The organism is Shewanella goraebulensis (assembly GCF_030252245.1).
Classification (GTDB): Bacteria; Pseudomonadota; Gammaproteobacteria; order Enterobacterales; family Shewanellaceae; genus Shewanella; species Shewanella goraebulensis.
Map to the genome: position 1 here is coordinate 2,644,624 of NZ_CP126972.1, position 22,580 is coordinate 2,667,203.

A 22,580-nucleotide genomic window follows, 5' to 3' on the forward strand; every position below is an offset into this window, starting at 1 on the left:
CAAATGCATTCTCGTAAGCCGTTTTTTATCTTTGTTGCCCTACTTTTCATTTCAGGGATAACTGCGAGTATTTACCGCAGTATTGAACATAACGTTCCATTTTTTCCAGGCGAGCAAGTTCAAAGCTGGTCCGTTGAAGCTAAAGTCATGTTTAATGGCATTAATAAACCTGCTGAAGCCTCACTTTCACTACCTCAAGACCCAGCCTTTGATGTGTTGGCCGAAAACGCAACATCTGCGGGGTATGGTTTAAATATATCTGAAGGCGATGATCGACGAGCTGTTTGGTCAATTCGTGAAGCTTCTGGTGGTCAGTCTTTATACTATCGCGTAACTCTGGTACCTACTGGTCAACTTAAAGTCGATGCCGATGAAGAGCCTGCGACCCCAGAACCATACTTATGGCAAGTGACCGAGCGCGGTGCAGCTGAACAAATCATTAATCAAGTTTGGGAACGAAGTGCCAGTAACATTTCTTACGCCCAACAGCTAATGGATGTGATTAACAACAGCAATCAATCACAAAACTTGGCTTTATTACTTTCAGTTAATTCTCGTACTCAACTATTTTTGCAAATGCTGCAATCTAAAGGTGTACCAGCAAAGCAAGTTAGTGGCTTGATGCTAGAAGATCAACGTCGCCGTCAACAGCTCAATCCGTACGTACAAGTTTATCAAGACGGTGAATGGATCTTATTTGATGTTGAGAACAACAAACAAGGTCGCCCAGACAACTTAGTACTATGGCAACACAATGGTATGTCAGTACTTGACGTTATTGGCGGTAGTAATTCACAAGTCAATTTCTCAATGTTACAAGAAACGCGTTCTGCATTAGCCACATCAATCGATATGATGATGAATACAGATTCGCTGGACTTTTCTCTGTATCAATTACCGCTTGAAGAGCAAAGCACGTTTAAAGGGATTTTGTTGATTCCTATCGGTGTCTTAGTCGTGGTTTTTTTGCGCGTTATTATCGGCATTAAAACTTCAGGTACCTTCATGCCAGTGCTTATTGCACTGGCATTTATTCAAACTACCTTACTGACAGGTTTGATTGGATTCTTACTCATTGTCGCGTTTGGCTTAATGATCCGTTCCTATTTATCACAACTCAATCTCTTGCTCATATCCCGAATATCCGCGGTGATTATTGTGGTGATATTTATTATTGGGTTATTTACTTTAATTTCATACAAGCTTGGTTTGAGCGAAGGACTAACTATTACATTCTTCCCAATGATCATTCTTGCGTGGACCATCGAGCGGATGTCTATCTTATGGGAAGAAGAAGGGCCTAAATCAGTATTTATGTCTGGTGGCGGTAGCTTATTTGTGGCGACATTAGCTTATTTAGCAATGAGCAACTCTTGGATCCAACATTGGGTGTTTAACTTCTTAGGTATTCATTTAGTCATTCTGGCATTGGTATTGGTAATGGGTCAGTACACTGGTTACCGCCTAACAGAACTAAAACGCTTTAAGCCTTTGGCTGAGGAAAAGTAATGAAAAATTACGCTTGGCCTTGGGAATTACGCCGAAACGGCGTTTTGAATATGAATAAGCGCAATATCGATTACATTGGCAAGTATAATCAACGTAAATTTTATAAGCGCGTCGATGATAAGCTCATTACTAAGCAATTAGCTTTAGCCAATGATATTGCAGTACCAGACTTAATCGGTGTTGTTGAAGAACAACATAAAATTAATGAAATACCGCAAATGGTACTGGGCAGAACAGGTTTTGTTATTAAGCCGGCTAAAGGTTCTGGTGGTAAAGGTATTTTAGTCATAACACACGTTGAAAACGGCCGTTATTACAAACCAAATGGCGATGAAGTCACACCAAATGAAGTATATCGTCATGTCTCGAATATCTTAAGTGGCCTATTTTCACTTGGTGGTATTCCTGATGTCGGCTTAGTCGAAGGCTTAATCGAATTTGATCCTGTGTTCGATGGCTTTAGTTACGAAGGTGTACCAGACATTCGCCTTATCGTATTTAAAGGCTATCCGGTCATGGGGATGCTTCGCTGCTCCACTGCTGCATCTGATGGTAAAGCGAACTTACACCAAGGTGCTGTTGGTGTTGGCTTGGATATAGCGACGGGTAAAAGCTTATATGCAGTTCAATTTGATAAGCCTGTGTTAACTCATCCAGATACCAATTATGAACTGTCACAAATCCAAGTGCCTAACTGGGATGTGCTATTACATACTGCATCAAGTGCCTATGAAATGTGTGAGTTAGGTTATTTGGGCACTGATATGGTATTGGACAAAGTACGCGGCCCGCTACTATTAGAGCTGAATGCTAGACCAGGATTGGCGATTCAAACAGCTAATGGTAAAGGGATTTTAGGTAGACTAAAACATGTAGAAGGTCTTAAAGGACCGACGTTATCAGTGGAAGAGCGCGTCGCATATGCAAAAAAACATTTTTGTAGTAATCCTAACTTTTAGTTTATTGGCAACTGCTCCGGCAGTTGCCAACCCGCTAAACCTTTTCATTCAACAATGTCTGCGTTATCAGCCGTCTCTGGTTGAATTAGATTTAAATCAGCCTGTTGCTAAACAGGCTGTTCAATTTGAACAACTCACCTTAGGTTTCAACAATTTTAATGACCGATTAAATTATTATCGTGACTTAGCCGCTAACAGCCAACGCGAAAGCATTTTGATGTGTCAGCTGCATTTAGCCGATGAGCTTCAAGTTTTACTGAAAGACCCTACACTTGAACATTTCATTGATAACCTGTCACAAGCACAGCCACCCTATTCGTCTTTAGCTGCAAAACTTAAATCAATTCAAAGTAGACAGTTAGACATTACCTCTAAATCCAAACTGCATAATGCTCAAGCCACTATAAGAAGAAACCTTAGCAATAATCATGTCGAATTAGTATTTAACGACAAAAAATGTCAGTTAACATCTCCTGCATTCGAGCATTCTCAGGAAGATACGACCCGTAATAATGACAATCATGATAACAACAACTCAGTCAACACCACTGCAAAATATAACCTCGATGTTAGCCTTGCTAAATATCTTATTTTACAACCAAATGAGCAATGTCGAAAAAGTGCTTGGCTTGCTTATCAATCGCGAGCCAAATACAAAAATGCAGTCTCGTTAGACATCATCAAGCAAATTAAACAACCAACTGCAGCGCAACATCTCGACACTCACTTTTTAGATAGTGATGCTCTAATTAATTATTTGCAGCAAATCACTACCAATATCAACATTGCACCGTGGAATATTGGGCAACATCTTGCGAGTTTACCTCACGAAAAATACACAGGTTTCACCTCAGCAAATGACATAATCGCGCAAGCGTTCCAACAATTAGAAGAGGTTGGAATTCGTTTTGAAATTTTATCTGTAGCTGCAATAACTCAGCAACAAGATCGCTTTGAACAAAAACGCGAAGAAACTCAGCTGTCATCAGAAAAAACGATTAATCAACTTGCCGAAAACCAAATCTATCGGGTGTGGCATCAACAACGTTTACTCGGCGAACTGTTTGTAACACCAGCAATGAAAACTTCTGCACACATTATTCGTTACCCCGTAATCGGGCATCAATTTGCACAAGCCAGTATCAGTTACGTAAAAAAAATCTCTAACCGAAGGCAAGCCAATCAATTAATCGATGCAGTAACAGAAACTATCGCAGGTTTAGCTCGAGGAAATAAATTTTATTTAAATAACAAACAGGGTCTGGCAGACAATCACTCACTAGGACAGCTTTGGTTAGCACAATATTTACGTCAACACCTCAAGTTAGACCTATCAGAGCGAGAACAAGCCGCAATTGATTATCGACAGCAATTACGTGTTTTTCGCTCTAAAGTGATTTTGGACTTCTATCTTAATGAACATATTAACCAACAGCCGCTAGCAATATCGTTTGAGCAAAGTTTTAATCAAGAGTGGCAAGGTGCTCAAGAACTAGCATTTAGCTTTAATGGCATTGCTAATGAGGGGATAGACTATTATTTACCTCTCTGGCATCAAAGCCTTGTTAGGATCATTTTTGAAGCAAGTAAACCTACAGTAACAGAACGTCAAGTTTTTGATATTTTTGTAGTTAATGAAGAAAATTTAACCCTAAATGAGCAAATGATCATTATACTTACCCCACCCAATGATCCATCATCAATCATCAGGAGAGCCTTCAATGTTGGCCATTCGCAAATTTAAATCCTTATCTTGCCTTGTAGGTTCAAGCATCGTCGGCTTGTCACTTGTGGTCGCTTCAACGGGAAGTTTCGCTGAAACAAAACCATCCTCAGCAACGCTAACACATCAACAAGTTCGAAGTGCGATTCAGCTAAACCTTGAACAAAATATGTATACTCTCCCACCGCGTATTCAGGGCCATTACGGCCTAAGAATGTACCGTATGACAGGTGATGAAAAATACACTAATGCTGCACTTATCGATTTAATTACTATTACTGAACGCCAAAATTACTTTGCTTGCAATATTGATACACCTAAATTTATTGAACAGCAAGCAGAGCAAGCTATCAGTGTATTGGGTAAAGGGCCTCGTGCTAAAGCACGCAAGAAAGCATTAAAACCTTTCCCTGAGTTTATTTTTTATAGCGATATTTTATTACGGTACGCCAGCCGGATTAATGAGTTAGGTTTTAATGGTCCATGCCACCAACAGATGGTCGATGCTCTAAAGGCTTACGATCTAACACCAGGATTAACTGCCCCTAAAATGATTAAATCTTGGGCTGCTCAACTAATTAATTATGCTTATTGGGCAGAACAGCTTGAAGTTGGAAGCTATGTTGAAGATTACAAAAAAGCCTTTATTGCAGCTTACCCAAATGACAAAGACAGTGAACTAGACAAAAAACAGTTCCAAAATAAACTATATGGCATGACGCACTTTATTTTCGCCGCAAGTGGTTATTACCAAAAAGAAGTTAGTGCGAAAGAATTTAAATGGATCTTAGATTACTTTGATAACAACATCGACCGTATTCTAAAAGATGCAACTGACGACATTATTTCTGAAGTGGGCATCAGCTTTTATTTAACTGGTTTACGTGATCACCCTGTGATTAAAAAAACCCAAAACCATATAGCAGCTTCGTTTGAACCAGAATATCAGATCATTCCATCGCCTAGAGGTAACCCTGATATGGTAATGGGTGAGCACCGAAATGTATTAGCTATGATGTTATTAGACTGGCCAGAAAAACTTCACAAAGGCCCTTATCTTGCAGACATTAAAGCCACTAAAAAATACTTACCTGTGCAAGTTGCACCTATAAAAACTGATAAAAACTGACAAAAACTAAGGGCGTAATTATCAATACGCCCTATTTCTTATTGATAAAAATTGGGGCGGCTAAATTGTTTAACATTACTGTGTTGTTTCTTCGCCCATAATTAACTCCTGCATCGACAGTTAAGAACAATATCATTCGAGAATAATATGAGCAGAGCAAAGTCAACATTAGAACAATGGCGTATCCTTCAATCTGTTGTTGATTTTGGTGGATACGCACAAGCAGCAGATCAGCTCAATAAAAGCCAATCATCACTTAATCATGCAGTGGCAAAACTACAAAGTCAGTTAGGTATCCAATTACTCGAAGTTAAAGGCCGCAAAGCTTACCTTACTGAACAAGGAGAAGTATTACTGCGCCGTTCACGTCATTTAACACAAACAGTCGATGAACTTGAACAATTAGCCAGTAACTTAGGTGAAGGTTGGGAACCCAATTTAACTATTGCCCGCGAAATTATTTACCCTATGGACTTTTTAGTCGATGCATTAAAAGCATTTTTACCCCATAGCCGTGGGACTCGAGTCACTATCATCGATTCGGTAATTTCAGGAACTCATGAGCTAATTTTAAATAGCACGGCTGATATTGCCATATGTGCTATTCCCGCAAAAGGTCATATTGCAGAACCTATTTGTGAGTCAGAGTTATTTCTAGTTTGCTCTCCAGATCATCCTTTAGCTTTGCAAAAGGTTATTGCTGATGATCAAGTTCTTGCGCAATACTTACAGGTGGTAATCAAAGACACTGCGATTAATAAAGCCTCTGATACTGGTTGGCTCAAAGCAGAGCAACGCTGGACGGTTTCAAATTTCCACGAAGCGATAAATATACTAAAAACAGGCATTGGTTTTTGTTGGGCACCAGCCTACTTAGTTAAAGATAATATAGTATCAGGAGAGCTAAAACGGTTAGTGTTAAAAGGCAGTAAGAGTCGTAAAATACAACTATCTTTACTGATCCCAAATCGCGATAAACAAGGGCCTGCATCTAAACTACTAGAATCTTTGATACTACTTCAACATGATATAAATCAGAGTCTTGATTAAAATTAAACAAATAAAATTTGGCAAGGTTTAGGTGACGTTATACAGCAATATTGATTGGTGTGTATGCTTGTTCTGACTGTAAATCCGATACGTTAATGTTGGCATTATTGATTGTTGTTTCAGTATCGCTATTTTGATAGTTCGTTTGGTCAAATGGATAAGTGGGCGTAAAGTCTTGCTGACCAAACAATTCTAAGTGTTGAGCTAAATCATTAATTTGTTTTGAATCTTCACTACTTATTATCTTCTCTTGCCGCTCAGCAGTTAATTCTTTTTTCGCTTCATTCATTTTTTGAACCGCTTCATTAGCCACTTGAATATCGGCAATTGAAGGTTGAACTGGTGCCATGGCTGCTGCATAAACCTTTTGCATCTTGTTATAGGTTGCTTGGGCATTACCTTCAATCACACCAACATCGATATTAACCTTACCTTCAACAGCATAGCGTTTACCGTCGGGGCCTTTTTCGTAAGTATATTGAGGAGTGTGAGCAAAACTTCCACCTACGGCGGCGTGGGCCTGTTCATGTGTTTTAACTTCAGAGTCTCTTGCAGAAAGCTCCTTAATCACTTGGGCATCAAGTTGAACTTGTTGCTCCACTTCTTGCTTAACCGCTTCTTGTTTTTGTTCTGTTTGTGCTTTGTTTTCAGCTTCATTTTCAGCGCTGTTTTCAGCATTATCATCAACCTCAGCATTTTGTGCTTCCGTTTCTTTATTACCAATCCCTTCAAAGCCTGACACAGGCTTACCAACTAAATTATTTTCATCAATATTCTTAGAAAGCTTAACATCTTGATTAAAAACATTTATTGCTTTATCAGTTTCTTCCTGAGTTCCACCAGCTGATAAGCCCAGCACTGATATAGCGCCACTTTTCATATTAAATTGCGAAGCGGATGGGTTAAGCGATTCAGGAGTCATTGACTGCTGAACTGACATGTTTGAACTTGGATTAGTCTCCGATGTAATGTCGGCAAAATGAGTTGCAGAGTTATTGGCTAGAGGGCGATTAACTAGAGAGCCAGTTGCTAGAGAGCTCTTTGTTAAAGAACCATTTGTTGGGAAGGTACTTGTTAGTGTGTTCGCGGCCGGTACAGAGCTATTAGTAACAGAATTATTAGCAACGCTATTAGCACCATGACCTACAACCGAACCTCGAGTTGAGCGAACGCTTTGACTCGAGGTTAGGTTTGTTGCTTGTATAGAGGTTTGACTCTGAACATTCATAATTATCGATTAAACGGATAAATCGATAATAGTGCCGACATTTTCAGATGTAACATCAATGACTTCTGCAGAAGCTTGCGCTTGAGTCACCGCTTGCTCAGCATCAATCAAAGCAGATACTTTATCTGTTGGCTGCGTTGTTTGAGAACTTAAGGTTACAGTATCTTGTTCCGCTTTAATTGGAGCAGCTGTTGCTGGCTCTGGAGCAGCAACAGCTGTCGTTGCTTGCGCTAAATCGTTTTGGGCACTTTGTAAACCTTGTATTCCTGAGGTCATTGCTGATGGTACTTGCATGTCATCAATCCTTTTAAAATCAAACCTAAAACAATATAAAAATGAATTTAGTTCATATTATTATCGTTAAGTGTTCTTTATTAAGTGTTTAATTATCATTCAAGACTTACGGTTTGTACAGCAATAGGATACTTGTTATGCGCATTGTTATAACAAGTGCTAAAATCAAACACTAATACCAAGTTCTAAAACCATGCGCTCTCCCAGTCTTTCCAAACAGGATTCAAACCAATTCGTTGCATTTTTTCAATAACTTGACTAACACTTCGATCGTCACTGATTTCAAATTGATCCAGCTGCGCATTGGGATTTTGATAACCTCCTGGTTCAGTCGAACTACCAGCACTAATATTTGTCACCCCAAGTGGTAGCAAATTGTCTCTGAACTCAGGAGTTTCTCGAGTAGACAAACTAATTTCTAACTGCGCATTGAACAATCTAAATGCACAAATCAGTTGCACTAAACCTTCGTCGGTGAGCTCAACTTTCGGCGTTATCCCACCAGTACAAGGCCTTAACCTAGGTAACGAGATACTATAGCGCGTTCGCCAATAATACTTCTCTAAATACCCAAGATGATATCCCATCACTAGTGCATCTAACCGCCAGTCATCCAGCCCAAGTAACACCCCTAAACCAATTTTATCAACACCCGCGGCAGCGACTCGATCAGGAGTTGCTAAACGATATAAAAAATCTTGTTTTTTTCCGCGAGTATGGTGCTTACGATACGTTTGAGGTTGATAGGTTTCTTGATATACCATCACGGCATCAAGACCCAGCTCCACTAACGTTCGATACTCTGATTCAGTTAACGGCTGTACTTCAATTGCAACATAGCTAAATTGTTGCTTTACGATGGGTAAAACATGTTTAAAGTACTCAATACCTACTTTGGTTTCATGTTCACCAGACACCAGCAAAATTGAATCAAAACCTCGCTGCTTAATAATACTCATCTCAGCTAATAATTCTGCATCAGACAGTGTTTTTCGCTTGAGCTTATTACTCATCGAGAAACCACAATAATCACACTCATTAGCACACAAGTTAGACAAATAAAGCGGCAAATATAATCCAATATTGGCACCAAAACGCTGCCGAGTCAGCTGATAAGCTTTTTGCGCCATTTGTTCAAGATATGGTTGTGCCGCTGGCGATAATAAAGCCATTAAACTGTCGATGTTACCTTGCGAATGTGAAATCGCACGCTCCACATCTACAGCAGTGGTTGAATATAAGCGCATAGACAATTCATCAAGGTTTAACTGTTTAAATTGTTCAGTAAAACTCATTACTATCCTGACCTTAAAACTTTAAAAAGTTCGTTAGCGGACTAGTGTGTTCTGCTTGTTTTGAAACATTGCCGAGCCCTGCTAAATACGCTTGCCTTCCTGCTTTGACCGCATTGTTAAAACACTCCGCCATAGAAATAGGATCTGTACTACTGGCAATCGCGGTATTTACTAAAACGGCATCAGCTCCCATTTCCATCGCTCTACACGCATGCGAAGGTGCGCCTATACCAGCATCAACCACAACTGGTATATTCGCTTGCTCAATAATAATTTCTAAAAAGGGCTCTGTAGCCAAACCTTGATTGCTCCCAATAGGGCTACCTAATGGCATAACAGCGGCGCAGCCCACCTCTTCCAGTCGATAACATAAAACAGGGTCAGCATGTACATATGGCAATACAGTAAAACCTTTATTGCATAGTATTTCAGCGGCTTTTAACGTTTCTACGGCATCTGGCATTAAGTATTTAGGATCTGGATGTATTTCTAGTTTGATCAGCTTTGTAGCTAACATTTCACTGGCAAGTTCAGCTGCAAAAATGGCTTCTTTTGCATTACGTGCTCCTGCAGTATTTGGTAATAACTTAACTCCCATTTGCTGCAATGGCGTCAGTAAGTCATCAAAATCTTTACTGTGATCGATCCGCTTCATCGCTAGCGTCACTAATTGGGACTGAGACGCCGCTATCGCCGCTAACATTGTTTTAGAGTCGGTAAATTTCCCTGTTCCAGTAAACAAACGTGATTCGAATTCTTGATTAGCAATTGATAACATCTTATCCCCCTGCTACTGCTGAAAATACGTCAATTTTGTCACTTTGTTGACATTCAATCTGCGCCCAACGACTACGAGGAACAACTTGGTCATTCAAAACTAGTGCCAATGACTTCGGATTTAAATCTTTTAACTCAACTAACTGCAGCAAGCTTGCGTTGCTATGTAGTTTTTCAGCTGAACCATTAAATTCTATTGTGATCATAATTTTTCCTAACGTACTTAAAAGGCTGAAACTGCTTAATTTAATGCGCAAATACAACAATTTGGATCTTGTGACATACCGACATGGCGCCACTGTAGATTTTTAGCATCGAATAAATGCAGGCGGCCTTTCAAATCTCGCTTTTGTATTTCATCGCTTTTTAACCAATTTAGGCCCAGTAAAGCTTGCATTGATGCAACGGACAATAATGCTGAGGTTAGCACTCCAGCTTGAGCGCATGACTGATTTACGGCTGAATCTTCTGGATAAAGACATTGATAACAACCCGCTTTGTGCTCAGTATTGTTAGACGGTAGGATGTCAGATCCAGAGCTATTTTTGTCATGAGTGGCGACAAGATCCCCGTAAGAAACAGCCTGAGTAAAATCGAGACAAAATAACTGCCCATTTGCACCGCTGACGGCACCACTTATCAGCGCTTTTTTAGCACGGACTGCAATCCGGTTTATCAATAAGCGAGAAGTAAAATTATCAGTGCAATCAAAGACTATATCTGCATCGTTTAATATCGCGTCATCTTGAGCCATAAACCTTTGACATAGCGGTGTTATGACACAATCAGCATAAGCTAGAGAGAGTTTATGGGCGGCAACATCAACTTTTTTAAAACCGATATCTTCATTTTGAAATAACAATTGTCTTGGCAAATTTGATAACTCGACAATATCGTCATCCATCAAGATAATCTTGCCGACGCCAGCAGCAGCAAGTTGGTGAGCTACAGCATGACCTAAGCCGCCAATACCAATAATGACCACAGTGCTGTTCATCAATTTAAGCTGACCATCCTCACCCATATCAGGCAGTAATACATGGCTTGAATAACGCATATACTGAACATCAGATAATTTATTCATGACTAGTCTCGCACTGTAAACTTAAATCATCACTTTGCCACTGACTCAACAAACGTTTATATGCTGATGTTGGATAGGCAGCTTCAGTGACCGCTCTTACCACTGCGACGCTATCGACTTTGCTGGCTTTTATCTGATCGAGAACCTGCCCATCTATGCCACCAATCGCCACTGTTGGATAAACTGATTTAAGCAGAGCTGAGTAACGGGCTAATTTTGTTAAACCTTGGGGCGCCGATGGCATTACCTTAGTGGTCGTTGGAAAAATATGGCCAAGAGCGATATAGGAAGGTTTTAATTGGTGGGCAAGTAAGATCTCAAAAACGCTGTGACTCGATAAACCAATCGCAATCCCCGCTTCATTAATTACATCTAGCGGCGCCAATTCTGCGTCTTCTTGCCCTAAATGAATACCAAAAGCACCATGTTTTAACGCAAGCTGCCAATGATCGTTAATAAACACTTGGGCTTGATAATCACGCCCTAAAGTAATCGCTTGTTGAATTAGCGTCTCTATATGCTCATCTAATGTATCACCAGTTTGTTTTATTCTAAGCTGAACTGTTGTGCATTTAGCTTTAAGTAACGCTTCAAGCAATGCAATATCTTCAACAACGGGATAAACACCAATTTCTTGCTCTAATTTCGCAAAAGCCTTATTTGAACCATGACTTGAGCCAATAGTTTGATCTGCTGAGTTCGTTAGATTCTTATTCGAATCAATTGCGTAATAATGACTAACACGAGGATATAGACCAATATCCTCTGGCCAACCGGTTTTAGCTAAAGGGCCAGCGCCTTTGCCAAATTGCACACTATCTAATAAGCCTTTTGACACGTATGCTTTCGCCATCACAATTGCATCGTGAAGCACGTAGTCATGTGCCATAAAACAAGCAATAGCAGAAGATAATGTACAACCACTTCCGTGATTATTATTAGTTCCAATACGTTTTGATGATAGCCAAAAGCTTTGATATTGATGTGATTCGCTGACACCTAAAACCTGCTGACAAACAAATAAGTCACTGGCTGTATCTCCTTGCCATTGCTGGGCATCACCGCCTTTTGCAAGAAGATTACATTTTAAATCTATATTTAGAAACGAAGCAGCATCATAAAAACTCGCTTTACCTAAATCGATTTTTACAGCTGATTTTGGTACTAACCTAAACAACTCTTGAGCATTGGGCGTCAATAAAGTGATCAAACCTTTAAAAGCGCTGAAATCCAGTTCAGCTTGTCGATTTAAACCATCTCCACAACTGGCAACCATTACAGGATCGACAATCACAGGCACGATTTTGTTGGCAATATCTTTGCTTCTAAACGATTTGAGCCACTTAGCAATAACATTCAGCTGTTGTTGATTGGCAATCAGTCCAATTTTTATTGCTGCAGGTGTTAAATCAGCTTCAAGCACATTTAACTGAGCGATTAACATGGCATCTGATACTGGTTCAACCAAGTTCACTTCCACAGAGTTTTGGGCAGTCAGTGTAGTAATAACACTGCAGCCAAAACAGCCTAAGTCGTTCATCGTTGCTAAATCTGTTTGAATACCTGCGCCGCCACCACTGTCTGAACCCGCAATGGTCCAGACAATAGGTTTCTTAATATTTTGCATCAGTTGAGACATACTTAGCCCTCAACGTCTTCAAGTTCAGGGGTCTTGTTTGCCGTTGTAGCATCTTGTGCAGTTTTAGCGCTCTTCTGATTATCAGTAACAGAATGATATATTGCTGAACCTGTCGCTTTGAACTCGGCTGATTTTTGCGCCATTGCCGCATTTACATCAAGCTCGATACTACTCTCTTTCGTTGCTTGGAACTCATTTGCGTCAACAATCGAAATTGTCTGCTCAACACCTGTCGAAAATGCCTGCTTTTCTTGTTTAGCGGCATACTCACGAACTTCCTGTGTAATTTTCATTGAACAAAATTTAGGGCCACACATTGAGCAAAAATGGGCTACTTTGGCAGATTCTTGCGGCAATGATTCATCATGATATGCACGGGCGGTATCGGGGTCTAAACCAAGGTTATATTGATCTTCCCAGCGGAATTCAAAACGAGCTTTTGACAATGCGTTATCACGTATTTGTGCAGCTGGATGGCCTTTTGCGACATCTGCGGCATGGGCTGCAATTTTATAGGCAATTAACCCCTGTTTAACATCTTCTTTGTTTGGTAAGCCAAGATGTTCTTTAGGGGTGACATAGCACAGCATTGCGACACCATACCAGGCCATTTGGGCTGCACCTATGCCAGAGGTAAAGTGATCATAACCAGGTGCGATATCCGTTGTTTGTGGCCCTAAGGTATAAAAAGGTGCTTCATCGCAGTGGGCTAACTGCTTTTCCATATTGACTTTAATGAGTTGCATTGGCACATGACCAGGTCCTTCGATAATGGTTTGCACATCGTATTCCCATGCCACTTTTACCAACTCACCTAAGGTCTCAAGTTCTGCAAATTGTGCTTCGTCATTGGCATCTGCAATGCTACCTGGACGCATTCCGTCACCAAGCGACAAAGATACATCATAAGCCGCGCAGATTTCACAGATCTCTTTAAAATTTTCATACAAAAAACTTTCTTTGTGGTGACTCAAACACCACTTAGCCATTATGGAACCGCCACGAGAAACAATACCCGTTAAGCGTTTTGCCGTCATTGGGACATAACGCAGTAACACCCCAGCATGAATAGTGAAATAATCAACGCCTTGTTCAGCCTGCTCAATCAAGGTATCGCGAAACACTTCCCAATTAAGGTCTTCAGCAACACCATTCACTTTTTCTAACGCTTGATAAATTGGCACAGTACCAATTGGTACTGGTGAATTCCTGATTATCCATTCACGAGTTTCATGGATATAACGACCTGTAGAGAGATCCATTACCGTATCGGCGCCCCACCGCGTTGACCACACCAGCTTTTCAACTTCTTCTTCTATCGATGAAGTCACGGCTGAGTTACCGATATTGGCATTCACTTTAACTAAAAAGTTACGTCCAATAATCATAGGTTCAGCTTCTGGATGATTGATGTTGAGCGGAATAATCGCACGGCCGCGAGCCACTTCGTCACGGACAAACTCTGCGGTAATTGGCTGCCCGATCACTGCGCCAAATGCTTCTCCAGTAGCTTTTTGAGTTAGTATTTCATCTGTTACTTGCTCTCTTGCCATATTTTCACGTATGGCAATATATTCCATTTCAGGCGTGATGATCCCCTGGCGAGCATAGTGCATTTGGGTTACACACTTCCCTGTTTTAGCGCGTCTTGGCGGTACTAATGCTTCAAATCGTAAATGATCTAAACCATCATCAGCTAAACGTTGCTGGGTAAAGTCTGAGCTCACTCCTGCAAGTTGCTCTGTATCTTCACGTTCATCAATCCAACTTTCGCGGAATTTGTTTAAGCCTAAGCGGACGTTAATTTCAGCATCGGGATCAGAATATGCCCCAGCGCAATCGTAAACCTTAATGGGTGGATTACCCTGGGTAACAGGAGCGTCATCAGTGCCACCTAAAATAGTGTTTGTTTGATGAATTTGGCGCATACCCACGAATAAATCTTCGCGGGAACCGGTAAGATAAATTTTTTCAGAATTTGGATGTTGTAGTGGCTTTAATGTATCAATAAAAGCTTGGGCTTGTTCACGGGTTTGGCGACGATTTGACATTAGCAACCTCAAAATTAATTAAAAAGAGTTGCTTGCCTGGAGAGGTTTGTTGATGACGAGCGAGTTATAAATAACCCTGTAATTTGCTTTAATAAAGTTTCAAATAAACCTCTCGTAAGAAGCCTATATAACTTTACGCAATGTAAAACTCTAGCTGCTGACGGCATAAATTTAATGTTCGTCAAAACACACCAAATAATTTTACACTTTCAAAAAATCTGAAAACAGAAAGAAGAAATAGCAAATTAACTGCTTGTTTCCTTCGCAGGTTTTAACCTGATCAGGTTCAACGGATCCCGAATAAACGGTCTCAGCCATAAGGCACTCCGACAAGATGTCGTGCAGTATACTCAGCATACGAATTAAATTACAAGTGAATTACATTCAATTTCAACAATACAGCAATGATATTAATTCATCCCCCAAACCTTTGATAAAATTGAAATTGATTTAAATATGAAACAATAAAAAGACTAATCAATGAATTTATACCTAAGTAAAACACCATAAAAATAAACTCATTTATAAAGCACCAACAAGTGGCGTACAAAAATTACGGTAGTTGTACTTTCGATAACCTATTTTGAATTGCTCTATTTAGCGCCTTTTTCATTCGCGCACTATCACAGGGTTCAGCAAACCCTAAACCTTCTGCATGAGGGTTAATTTGTGTCGGCAGTGGCACAATCCGATAGCAAGTATCACCATGTTTCATTATACGATTAGGGTCTAAGCGATGGTCGAGAGTTGTGGCTTGTCGCTTGTCTTCTATTTCTATGATTTCAATATTAAACATTTCAGGCGTCAGCTCACTCAAACTGGCTCCATCACCAGAGGTGGCTCTGCGCGCTTGTTGAGAAACCAACGTTTGTAACGCTTGCTGGTTTAAGTTTTGCAAAACATTACTTGTCGCTGAATTCAAAACATTAAATTGTGAGTCACTTAATTCATTTTTATTGAACAGGTGCGAATGGACAGCCTCATCCTTCGGCTCCTGCAGATACATGCTGTCGACACTGCTCCAATTAAATTCAGTATCTAGTTTACTGGGAGCAGTATTTATCGTTTTATCATTTATAGGTTCGACATTTGATAGTTCGTCTACAGTGACTTTTTCGATTATAACTTCTTCAATAGGAGCTGCAGGTAATGGTGCTTGCTCAATAACTTGTTCTAATGCTACTGGCTTCACTTCAGTATCTAGCGGTATATTTTCTAGTGCCTTTATTGCCGCTATTGTAGTGGCAGAGTCGGAATTGACTTCAGCTGACGGCTCTGATGTTTCTGCAGGAGTCTTTTGTGGAGTCTGCTCTGGGGTGATTTTATGTTTAGTTGCTTGAGAAATTGCCGCTAACTGTTCTGCAGAAATGAAATAAGCATTTATTTCATTATTCTCTAATTGTGATTGTATTGAACTGTCTATTTTGTCTTCTTGTCTAGCTTTAGCTATTTCGACAAACACATCAACGGTTTGCTCAGCCAATAACAATAGTAATAAGAAACCAGCGACATGAATGATGGTCACAAATATCACGCTTGGTGACAGTATCTGTTTTAATCTTGTGGCTAAATAGTGGTTTTCAGCAAGTGCAGTTGTCTCCCTAGCAGAATCAATTGACTCGGCACGCAAACTTGGAATGGATAGAGTAATATCTGCACAGTTAAGGTTTTTGAGGTTTGAAAATGCTAGTTCTGATTGTTCAAAATCGATATCTTTAGCTTGTGTCTGTCTTTCAGCTGAAATAAATGGCGTTACATTGCCTGCATCAATATTCTCAAGAAACAGATCGTGTTCCAACAATTTATTATTTGTTGCTGTTTTTAAATCTGCTTCATGCTTATCGATCATTTAGCGCATCCTATCGCTCGAAAACATACTCATTTCAATAAATTGTAATTGATTGGTTTTTTAACCACCTAGAATCTAATCATCATGGTTTGAATAACATCTGATTCACAATTACAGAAATAGTTCACTTTGGCATCTATTTTACTTACACCTCAACGTTTAACAGCTAACATTATGAATGTATTAGCAAAACAAATTAAGCTTACACGTGTACGCTAAAATCATAGTATTTTATTATTTAAGCTGTTACTCTAATTTCCACATTGCTTAACTAGGTTGTATGCAAAGATGTCTCTTGAGTTAAATGCAGATCAAAAAATTGAAGCTAGCCCGCACTACCAGTCAGATTATTGCGCGACTGAAGAGTTAGCTAATAGCGTTACCCATGGTATTGGCGTGTTTGCAGGTCTTATCGCAATGGTTGCTATGCTAGTGAAAGGCTCATCGCATTTAAATGCCACTGAAATGTTTGGTATTGGAATTTATGGTCTCAGCATTGTTTTATTATTTCTCGCATCAACCCTATACCACTCAAGCACTACGCAGTTATGGCGAAAACGTTTCAAAATGGCCGATCATTGTGCCATCTACACCTTAATTGCAGGTACCTACACTCCGTTAATGCTTATTAGTCTAGATGGCGAACAAGCCAATATTGTACTCGCTGCCATTTGGTTGCTCGCATTAGGTGGTATTGTATTTAAAACCCTGTTTATAGGTCGATTTAAAGCTTTCAGTGTCATTCTTTATTTAATCATGGGTTGGTTGTGCGTTACTGTGATGAGTGATCTTATTCAAGGCATGTCCAACTTAGGATTTAATTTGTTACTATTAGGTGGTGCTTTCTACAGCATTGGAGTCATTTTCTATGTGAGTAAGCGTATTCCTTATAATCATGCTATTTGGCATTTGTTTGTTCTATCTGGTGCGCTGTCTCATTTTCTGTGTATCTATTTAACGGTGATTTAGTGGTTTAATCACTGTCTCCAAATTTTATAGCTCGTAATGATTCCTATCAGCACAATGATGCTTTATGCTGATGTTTTATTTGTGATGCTTTATACATGAACGAGCTGTCTTCGAAACAAAAAATTTGGTTTATCGTCAACATGATCCCCGAAGGAAATGTTCTCGCCTACGGCAAGGTTGCCGATCTTGCAGGTCTTCCAGGCCGCGCACGTTATGTATCTAAAGCATTAAAGGACGCCCCATCTCATCTTAACCTTCCTTGGCATAGAGTCATTAACAGCCAAGGGAAAATATCCTTTAAACTCAATACGATTAGTTTCCAAAATCAGCAAGAGCGTCTAAGATCAGAAGGAATTGAAGTGAACAAAGGTAAGATTTCACTGTCAAAATTTGAATGGAAGCCTGATATGGCAACATTGGTTCTCTCTTTACCTTTTTAACTCCAGACATAGGTACTATTTTGGTTAAACTATTTTCTGAAATTTCGAATCATATTACTTTTAGCAAAAAGCCTTGTTCAATTATCGCCCTTCTGGCGACAATATACGTTCAACCATTCAATTTAGCTTATGCGCAAACCACAGAAGATATTCAATCAGAAACTACTAACGAGGTTAGCTCAGCTGTTACAGAATTAGATTCTACGAAATTGGCTTCTACCAATAAGACTTCTGCTATGAGTAACATTGAAGTTGAAAACAAAAGCGACTTCCTAACACCTCTAGCTCCACATGATGCCGAATATAATGTTTATTACGGCAGCATCCATTTAGGTAAAGCGCGCTATCAATTACCTTTATCAGATAACGGTTTCTATCAATACCGATTCGATAGTGATGTCAGCTTATTGATGCTATCTGATGTGCGTAACATCAGTAGCGAGTTCCAATTAGTCGAGGGAAAACTTAAACCTATTCGTTATATGAGTAAACGCACTGGCACAGGAAGTGACTATAACGAACAAACCGTATTTGCAGAAGGCCAAGGTGTTATTCACACCATATATAAAGATGAGCGAGCTAAACTAGACTATGCAAACGATATTTTCGACCCATTAATGGTACAACTGCAATTTAGAATGGATATGTACAATCCACCAGAGAAACTGCAATACAAGATGGTGAAAGATAAAGAACTCGATGATTATGAATTTAAAGTTGTAGGTAAAGAGCGAGTGACTATCGAGAGTGGTTCATACGAAACCATTAAGATTGAAGTAGTAAGAACCAGTAAAAAACGCCAAACTTTTTTTTGGATGGCGCCAGACTTAGGCTTCTTACCCATTAGACTTAGTCACTTCTCAAAAGGCAGTAAGCAACTAGATATTAAATTGGATAATTATCAGTTTTTAGACACACCTAAAACCGTAACAGCTGTGCCAGAAATGGCATCAAAAAAATAACAAGCGTTTGAAATTGATTTACGAACAGCGTTTGAATATGGTTATAGCGTTCATAATAATAAAATGACAATCTACCAATATCTCCTTATTGGAGACTGTCATTTATCTTTATGTTCAATCTATAACAAATGAATTTTTCTATTATCTATGCTTGATTACTCGCTTGAAGTTCACCTTTCCTGAAAAGCTTCCAGTCACCTGGTTTTAATATGTTCCACTCTTCATTTTTAGTAAGAGGCCTAGTCGCAATAACAGTAACAACGTCATTTGGCGTGGTTTCTTTATTAAAGTCGATAACCACATCTGTATCGATTAGTTTTGCTTTCCCAAAGGGTGCACGGCGGGTGATATAGCAAAGGTTATTGCTACAATATGTCATCAAGTCCACACCATCGCTTAGGATCATATTAAACACACCAAGCGTTCTAATCTCATCAGCTAGACCTGCAATAAACGCAAATACAGCGTTCATATTTTCCGGTTGTTTAGGACCAAATTCAACTAACACCTGTTCCATTATCCAGCAGAAAGCCAACTCACTGTCAGTGTCACCAACAGGTTGGAAACGGTTAACGACAAACTTTTCTTGATAATCAGATAACTGACCATTGTGGGCATATGTCCAATACTTACCCCATAATTCCCGTGTGAAAGGATGGGTATTTTCAAGTGACACACAACCTCGATTAGCCTGACGAATATGGCTTACGACTATCTCACTTTTGATAGGGTAAGATTTAATCAGTTTGGCAATATGTGACTCACTGCTTGGACAAGCATCTTTAAAAGTACGACTACCCTTGCCTTCGTAGAAAGTAATTCCCCAGCCATCGACATGAGGACCAGTCACACCGCCTCTTTCAGCTAAACCTGTGAAACTAAACACAATATCAGTTGGAACGTTAGCGCTCATCGCTAATAACTCACACATGGGGAAACGCCTTAAAAAGTTTTATAAGTCATAATTTTATCTAATAACTATTGTACCTAGTGCAAAACATTTTTGGGATATTTTATTGTAGAAAATATTTTAAACAATTGTTTGAAAAAACTTGTAATCGTGGTCAGTAACGTTTAATTTTATGTGATACAGGTCTGACCACACTCAGTTCTGTGAATAGGATCATTAATTTGTAAGTGCTCATTTTTGAATGCTTTAAGGAGAAAGACATTGACTACCCTGACTTGGATCATCGCCATGATCGCAGTGCTCGGCGCAGCCACTTATATGCGAGTGTCGTTACTCACGGCTACCGTAGCTGCTGCAGTCGTCATGCTGATTGGCAGCGTATTAGATATTGTTGGTAGCGTGGCATGGATTGTATTTTTAGTCTTAGCACTACCGCTAAATGTAAAATCATTCCGCCAAAACTTCATTTCCCGTCCATTGCTTAAAGTATATCAAGGCATCATGCCTGAAATGTCTTCAACAGAAAAAGAAGCCATTGAAGCTGGTACGACTTGGTGGGAAGCTGATTTGTTTGCGGGTAACCCAAACTGGAACAAATTACACAACTACCCTAAAGGTCGTTTGACTGCTGAAGAGCAAGCTTTCCTTGATGGCCCTGTTGAAACAGTGTGTAAAATGCTTAACCAACATCAAGTGTCACATGAACTTGCTGATTTACCACCAGAAGTATGGCAATACCTAAAAGATGAAGGTTTCTTTGCCATGATCATTAAGAAAAAATACGGTGGTCTTGAATATTCAGCTTATGCCCAATCTCGTGTGCTTCAAAAGCTTGCAGGCTTAAGTAGTGAATTAGCATCAACTGTCGGTGTACCAAACTCTTTAGGTCCTGGTGAACTACTTCAGCACTACGGCACCCCAGAACAACAAGATCATTACCTACCTCGCCTAGCAAAAGGCTTAGAAGTACCTTGTTTTGCATTAACTAGCCCTGAAGCTGGTAGTGATGCAGGTGCAATCCCTGATTTTGGTGTTGTGTGTAAAGGTGAGTTTGAAGGCGAAGAAGTGTTAGGTATGAAACTAACATGGAACAAGCGTTACATTACCTTAGCCCCTGTTGCTACTGTATTAGGTTTAGCGTTCAAATTACGCGATCCTGATGGCCTACTTGGCGATACTGAAGATTTAGGTATTACTTGTGCGCTTATCCCAACCGACATCCCAGGTGTTGAAACTGGTCGTCGTCATTTCCCACTTAACTGTATGTTCCAAAATGGTCCAACCCGCGGTAATGAAGTCTTTGTGCCATTAAGCTTCATCATTGGTGGCCCAGAAATGGCTGGTCAAGGCTGGCGTATGCTGGTTGAGTGTTTGTCAGTGGGTCGTGGTATCACCCTGCCTTCTAACTCTGCAGGCGGCATTAAAACGGCAGCACTAGCAACAGGTGCTTATGCACGCATTCGTCGTCAATTTAAGCTACCTATCGGTAAACTTGAAGGCATTGAAGAGCCAATGGCACGTATTGGCGGTAACGCTTATCTAATGGACGCTGTGAGCTCGCTTACCACTGTTGGTATCGGTTTAGGTGAAAAACCTTCGGTTATCTCTGCAATCGTTAAATATCATTTAACCGATAGAATGCAGAAATGTGTTATCGATGCGATGGATATCCACGGTGGTAAAGGTGTGTGTCTTGGCCCGAATAACTATTTAGGTCGCGGTTACCAAGCTGCACCGATTGCGATTACCGTTGAAGGGGCAAACATTTTGACCCGCTCAATGATCATTTATGGTCAAGGCGCTATTCGTTGTCATCCATATGTACTTGCCGAAATGGAATCAGCTTTTGATACCACTTCTGGTAAAGGCTTAAGTAACTTTGATAATGCGATATTCGGCCATATCGGTTTCGCTATGTCTAACTTTGTAAGAAGCTTTTGGATGGGTGTAACATCTAGTCACTTCTCAAAGTCACCTTATAACGATAAAACAAAACGTTATTACCAACAGATGAATCGCTTCAGTGCTAACTTAGCCTTGTTATCAGATTTAGCGATGGCAACACTGGGTGGCAACCTGAAACGTAAAGAACGTATTTCGGCTCGTTTAGGCGATTTATTAAGCCAATTATACCTCGCCTCAGCAACGCTTAAACGTTATGAAGATGAAGGTCGTTTAACTGAGGATTTACCGTTAGTCCAATGGGCTGTTGAAGATTCACTTTATAAACTACAAACATCACTTGATGATTTACTAGATAACTTCCCTATGGGTCTTGGTTTCGCCTTACGCGCTGTCATCTTCCCGTTTGGTCGCCCTCTTAAACGTCCAAGTGATGTACTAGACCATAAAGTATCAAAAATTATGCAAACTCCGTGTGCTAGCCGTGACCGCTTAGGTCAAGGTCAATTCTGGACTCCTTCAGAGCACAACGTGGTGGGTATTCAAGAACAAACCTTACTGGATATTCTGGCTTCAGAGCCATTATATGACAAGGTATGTAAAGCTGCAGGTAAACGTCTGCCATTTATGTGGTTAGACAAAGTTGCTGCGGAAGGTAAAGCACTTGGCGTGTTAAGCGATGCTGAAGTTGCATTACTCGAAAGAGCTGAAGTTGGGCGTCTGAAATCAATTAATGTTGATGATTTCGACTCAGAAGAACTTGAAGCAAAAGCTGCTGTAATAGCAAAACAAATTCAAGCAGCTTGATAG

The 22,580-nt window shown here is 40.0% G+C and carries 19 protein-coding genes and 1 riboswitch; of the genes, 9 read left to right on the forward strand and 10 right to left on the reverse strand.

Annotation, left to right across the window (positions count from 1 at the left end; all coding sequences use genetic code 11):
- Positions 1-3 precede the first annotated feature (3 nt).
- The 5 genes from QPX86_RS11135 (at position 4) to QPX86_RS11155 (ending at position 6,370) form a co-directional block, all read left to right on the forward strand.
- Positions 4-1,509 (forward strand): inactive transglutaminase family protein, encoded by a 1,506-nt coding sequence (locus QPX86_RS11135; protein WP_220754305.1) that lies wholly within the window; start codon positions 4-6, stop codon positions 1,507-1,509.
- Positions 1,509-2,468, forward strand: coding sequence for an alpha-L-glutamate ligase-like protein (locus tag QPX86_RS11140; protein ID WP_220754306.1), 960 nt, complete (start codon positions 1,509-1,511; stop codon positions 2,466-2,468). Before QPX86_RS11135 ends, QPX86_RS11140 begins: the two co-directional genes overlap by 1 nt.
- Positions 2,431-4,212 (forward strand): hypothetical protein, encoded by a 1,782-nt coding sequence (locus tag QPX86_RS11145; RefSeq protein WP_285162689.1) that lies wholly within the window; start codon positions 2,431-2,433, stop codon positions 4,210-4,212. Before QPX86_RS11140 ends, QPX86_RS11145 begins: the two co-directional genes overlap by 38 nt.
- Positions 4,190-5,320, forward strand: a complete 1,131-nt coding sequence (locus QPX86_RS11150; protein ID WP_285162690.1) for a DUF3541 domain-containing protein — start codon at positions 4,190-4,192, stop codon at positions 5,318-5,320. Before QPX86_RS11145 ends, QPX86_RS11150 begins: the two co-directional genes overlap by 23 nt.
- Before the next feature lie 147 nt (positions 5,321-5,467).
- A complete protein-coding gene (locus tag QPX86_RS11155; RefSeq protein ID WP_220754309.1) occupies positions 5,468-6,370 on the forward strand; it encodes a LysR family transcriptional regulator in 903 nt (300 codons plus the stop codon).
- A 37-nt stretch (positions 6,371-6,407) separates the two neighbouring features.
- Here the strand turns inward: QPX86_RS11155 and QPX86_RS11160 are convergent, their stop codons facing one another.
- From QPX86_RS11160 to QPX86_RS11200, 9 genes are all read right to left on the reverse strand, one after another.
- The gene (locus QPX86_RS11160) at positions 6,408-7,598 is read right to left on the reverse strand and encodes a putative metalloprotease CJM1_0395 family protein (protein ID WP_285162691.1); all 1,191 of its coding nucleotides are present in this window, start codon (positions 7,596-7,598) and stop codon (positions 6,408-6,410) included.
- 9 nt (positions 7,599-7,607) lie between these two features.
- Positions 7,608-7,892, reverse strand: coding sequence for a chemotaxis protein (locus QPX86_RS11165; protein ID WP_220754311.1), 285 nt, complete (start codon positions 7,890-7,892; stop codon positions 7,608-7,610).
- 185 nt (positions 7,893-8,077) lie between these two features.
- Positions 8,078-9,187 carry a 2-iminoacetate synthase ThiH gene (gene thiH, locus QPX86_RS11170; RefSeq protein ID WP_285162693.1) on the reverse strand — a complete coding sequence of 370 codons (1,110 nt, stop codon included), beginning with the start codon at positions 9,185-9,187 and terminating at the stop codon, positions 8,078-8,080.
- Between the two features lie 13 nt (positions 9,188-9,200).
- Positions 9,201-9,965, reverse strand: a complete 765-nt coding sequence (locus QPX86_RS11175) for a thiazole synthase (protein ID WP_220754313.1) — start codon at positions 9,963-9,965, stop codon at positions 9,201-9,203.
- A 1-nt stretch (position 9,966) separates the two neighbouring features.
- Positions 9,967-10,170, reverse strand: coding sequence for a sulfur carrier protein ThiS (gene thiS / locus QPX86_RS11180; RefSeq protein ID WP_220754314.1), 204 nt, complete (start codon positions 10,168-10,170; stop codon positions 9,967-9,969).
- 35 nt (positions 10,171-10,205) lie between these two features.
- Positions 10,206-11,048, reverse strand: a complete 843-nt coding sequence (locus tag QPX86_RS11185) for a HesA/MoeB/ThiF family protein (protein WP_285162694.1) — start codon at positions 11,046-11,048, stop codon at positions 10,206-10,208.
- Entirely contained in the window at positions 11,041-12,687 is a 1,647-nt protein-coding gene (gene thiE, locus QPX86_RS11190) for a thiamine phosphate synthase (protein ID WP_285162695.1), read from the reverse strand. Before thiE ends, QPX86_RS11185 begins: the two co-directional genes overlap by 8 nt.
- A gap of 2 nt (positions 12,688-12,689) precedes the next feature.
- Positions 12,690-14,738, reverse strand: a complete 2,049-nt coding sequence (thiC, locus tag QPX86_RS11195; RefSeq protein WP_285162696.1) for a phosphomethylpyrimidine synthase ThiC — start codon at positions 14,736-14,738, stop codon at positions 12,690-12,692.
- 240 nt (positions 14,739-14,978) lie between these two features.
- Positions 14,979-15,077, reverse strand: a riboswitch (TPP riboswitch).
- A 214-nt stretch (positions 15,078-15,291) separates the two neighbouring features.
- Positions 15,292-16,587, reverse strand: a complete 1,296-nt coding sequence (locus QPX86_RS11200; protein ID WP_285162698.1) for a hypothetical protein — start codon at positions 16,585-16,587, stop codon at positions 15,292-15,294.
- 288 nt (positions 16,588-16,875) lie between these two features.
- Here QPX86_RS11200 and trhA point away from each other — a divergent pair, with 288 nt between their 5' ends.
- The 3 genes from trhA to QPX86_RS11215 all read left to right on the forward strand — a co-directional run bounded on the left by trhA (position 16,876) and on the right by QPX86_RS11215 (position 18,958).
- Entirely contained in the window at positions 16,876-17,556 is a 681-nt protein-coding gene (gene trhA, locus QPX86_RS11205; protein WP_220754318.1) for a PAQR family membrane homeostasis protein TrhA, read from the forward strand.
- A gap of 95 nt (positions 17,557-17,651) precedes the next feature.
- Entirely contained in the window at positions 17,652-17,996 is a 345-nt protein-coding gene (locus QPX86_RS11210) for an MGMT family protein (RefSeq protein ID WP_285162700.1), read from the forward strand.
- 236 nt (positions 17,997-18,232) lie between these two features.
- A complete protein-coding gene (locus QPX86_RS11215; protein ID WP_220754352.1) occupies positions 18,233-18,958 on the forward strand; it encodes a DUF3108 domain-containing protein in 726 nt (241 codons plus the stop codon).
- A 145-nt stretch (positions 18,959-19,103) separates the two neighbouring features.
- Here QPX86_RS11215 and QPX86_RS11220 read toward each other — a convergent pair whose 3' ends face one another.
- The gene (locus QPX86_RS11220; protein ID WP_220754320.1) at positions 19,104-19,889 is read right to left on the reverse strand and encodes a class II glutamine amidotransferase; all 786 of its coding nucleotides are present in this window, start codon (positions 19,887-19,889) and stop codon (positions 19,104-19,106) included.
- Between the two features lie 240 nt (positions 19,890-20,129).
- Here QPX86_RS11220 and fadE point away from each other — a divergent pair, with 240 nt between their 5' ends.
- Positions 20,130-22,577: an acyl-CoA dehydrogenase FadE gene (gene fadE / locus QPX86_RS11225; protein WP_220754321.1), complete on the forward strand. Its 2,448-nt coding sequence runs from the start codon at positions 20,130-20,132 to the stop codon at positions 22,575-22,577.
- The last annotated feature ends 3 nt before the right edge of the window (positions 22,578-22,580 follow it).

What these genes read in the sequence shown, in the direction of transcription:
- QPX86_RS11220 (WP_220754320.1), bottom strand. Translation starts at nt 19,889, where the DNA reads ATGTGTGAGTTATTAGCGATGAGCGCTAACGTTCCAACTGATATTGTG.
- thiS (WP_220754314.1), bottom strand. Translation starts at nt 10,170, where the DNA reads ATGATCACAATAGAATTTAATGGTTCAGCTGAAAAACTACATAGCAAC.
- QPX86_RS11145 (WP_285162689.1), top strand. Translation starts at nt 2,431, where the DNA reads ATGCAAAAAAACATTTTTGTAGTAATCCTAACTTTTAGTTTATTGGCA.
- QPX86_RS11135 (WP_220754305.1), top strand. Translation starts at nt 4, where the DNA reads ATGCATTCTCGTAAGCCGTTTTTTATCTTTGTTGCCCTACTTTTCATT.
- thiH (WP_285162693.1), bottom strand. Translation starts at nt 9,187, where the DNA reads ATGAGTTTTACTGAACAATTTAAACAGTTAAACCTTGATGAATTGTCT.
- QPX86_RS11200 (WP_285162698.1), bottom strand. Translation starts at nt 16,587, where the DNA reads ATGATCGATAAGCATGAAGCAGATTTAAAAACAGCAACAAATAATAAA.
- QPX86_RS11175 (WP_220754313.1), bottom strand. Translation starts at nt 9,965, where the DNA reads ATGTTATCAATTGCTAATCAAGAATTCGAATCACGTTTGTTTACTGGA.
- thiC (WP_285162696.1), bottom strand. Translation starts at nt 14,738, where the DNA reads ATGTCAAATCGTCGCCAAACCCGTGAACAAGCCCAAGCTTTTATTGAT.
- thiE (WP_285162695.1), bottom strand. Translation starts at nt 12,687, where the DNA reads ATGTCTCAACTGATGCAAAATATTAAGAAACCTATTGTCTGGACCATT.
- trhA (WP_220754318.1), top strand. Translation starts at nt 16,876, where the DNA reads ATGTCTCTTGAGTTAAATGCAGATCAAAAAATTGAAGCTAGCCCGCAC.
- QPX86_RS11140 (WP_220754306.1), top strand. Translation starts at nt 1,509, where the DNA reads ATGAAAAATTACGCTTGGCCTTGGGAATTACGCCGAAACGGCGTTTTG.
- QPX86_RS11155 (WP_220754309.1), top strand. Translation starts at nt 5,468, where the DNA reads ATGAGCAGAGCAAAGTCAACATTAGAACAATGGCGTATCCTTCAATCT.
- QPX86_RS11165 (WP_220754311.1), bottom strand. Translation starts at nt 7,892, where the DNA reads ATGCAAGTACCATCAGCAATGACCTCAGGAATACAAGGTTTACAAAGT.
- QPX86_RS11210 (WP_285162700.1), top strand. Translation starts at nt 17,652, where the DNA reads ATGAACGAGCTGTCTTCGAAACAAAAAATTTGGTTTATCGTCAACATG.
- QPX86_RS11160 (WP_285162691.1), bottom strand. Translation starts at nt 7,598, where the DNA reads ATGAATGTTCAGAGTCAAACCTCTATACAAGCAACAAACCTAACCTCG.
- QPX86_RS11185 (WP_285162694.1), bottom strand. Translation starts at nt 11,048, where the DNA reads ATGAATAAATTATCTGATGTTCAGTATATGCGTTATTCAAGCCATGTA.
- QPX86_RS11215 (WP_220754352.1), top strand. Translation starts at nt 18,233, where the DNA reads ATGAGTAACATTGAAGTTGAAAACAAAAGCGACTTCCTAACACCTCTA.
- QPX86_RS11150 (WP_285162690.1), top strand. Translation starts at nt 4,190, where the DNA reads ATGTTGGCCATTCGCAAATTTAAATCCTTATCTTGCCTTGTAGGTTCA.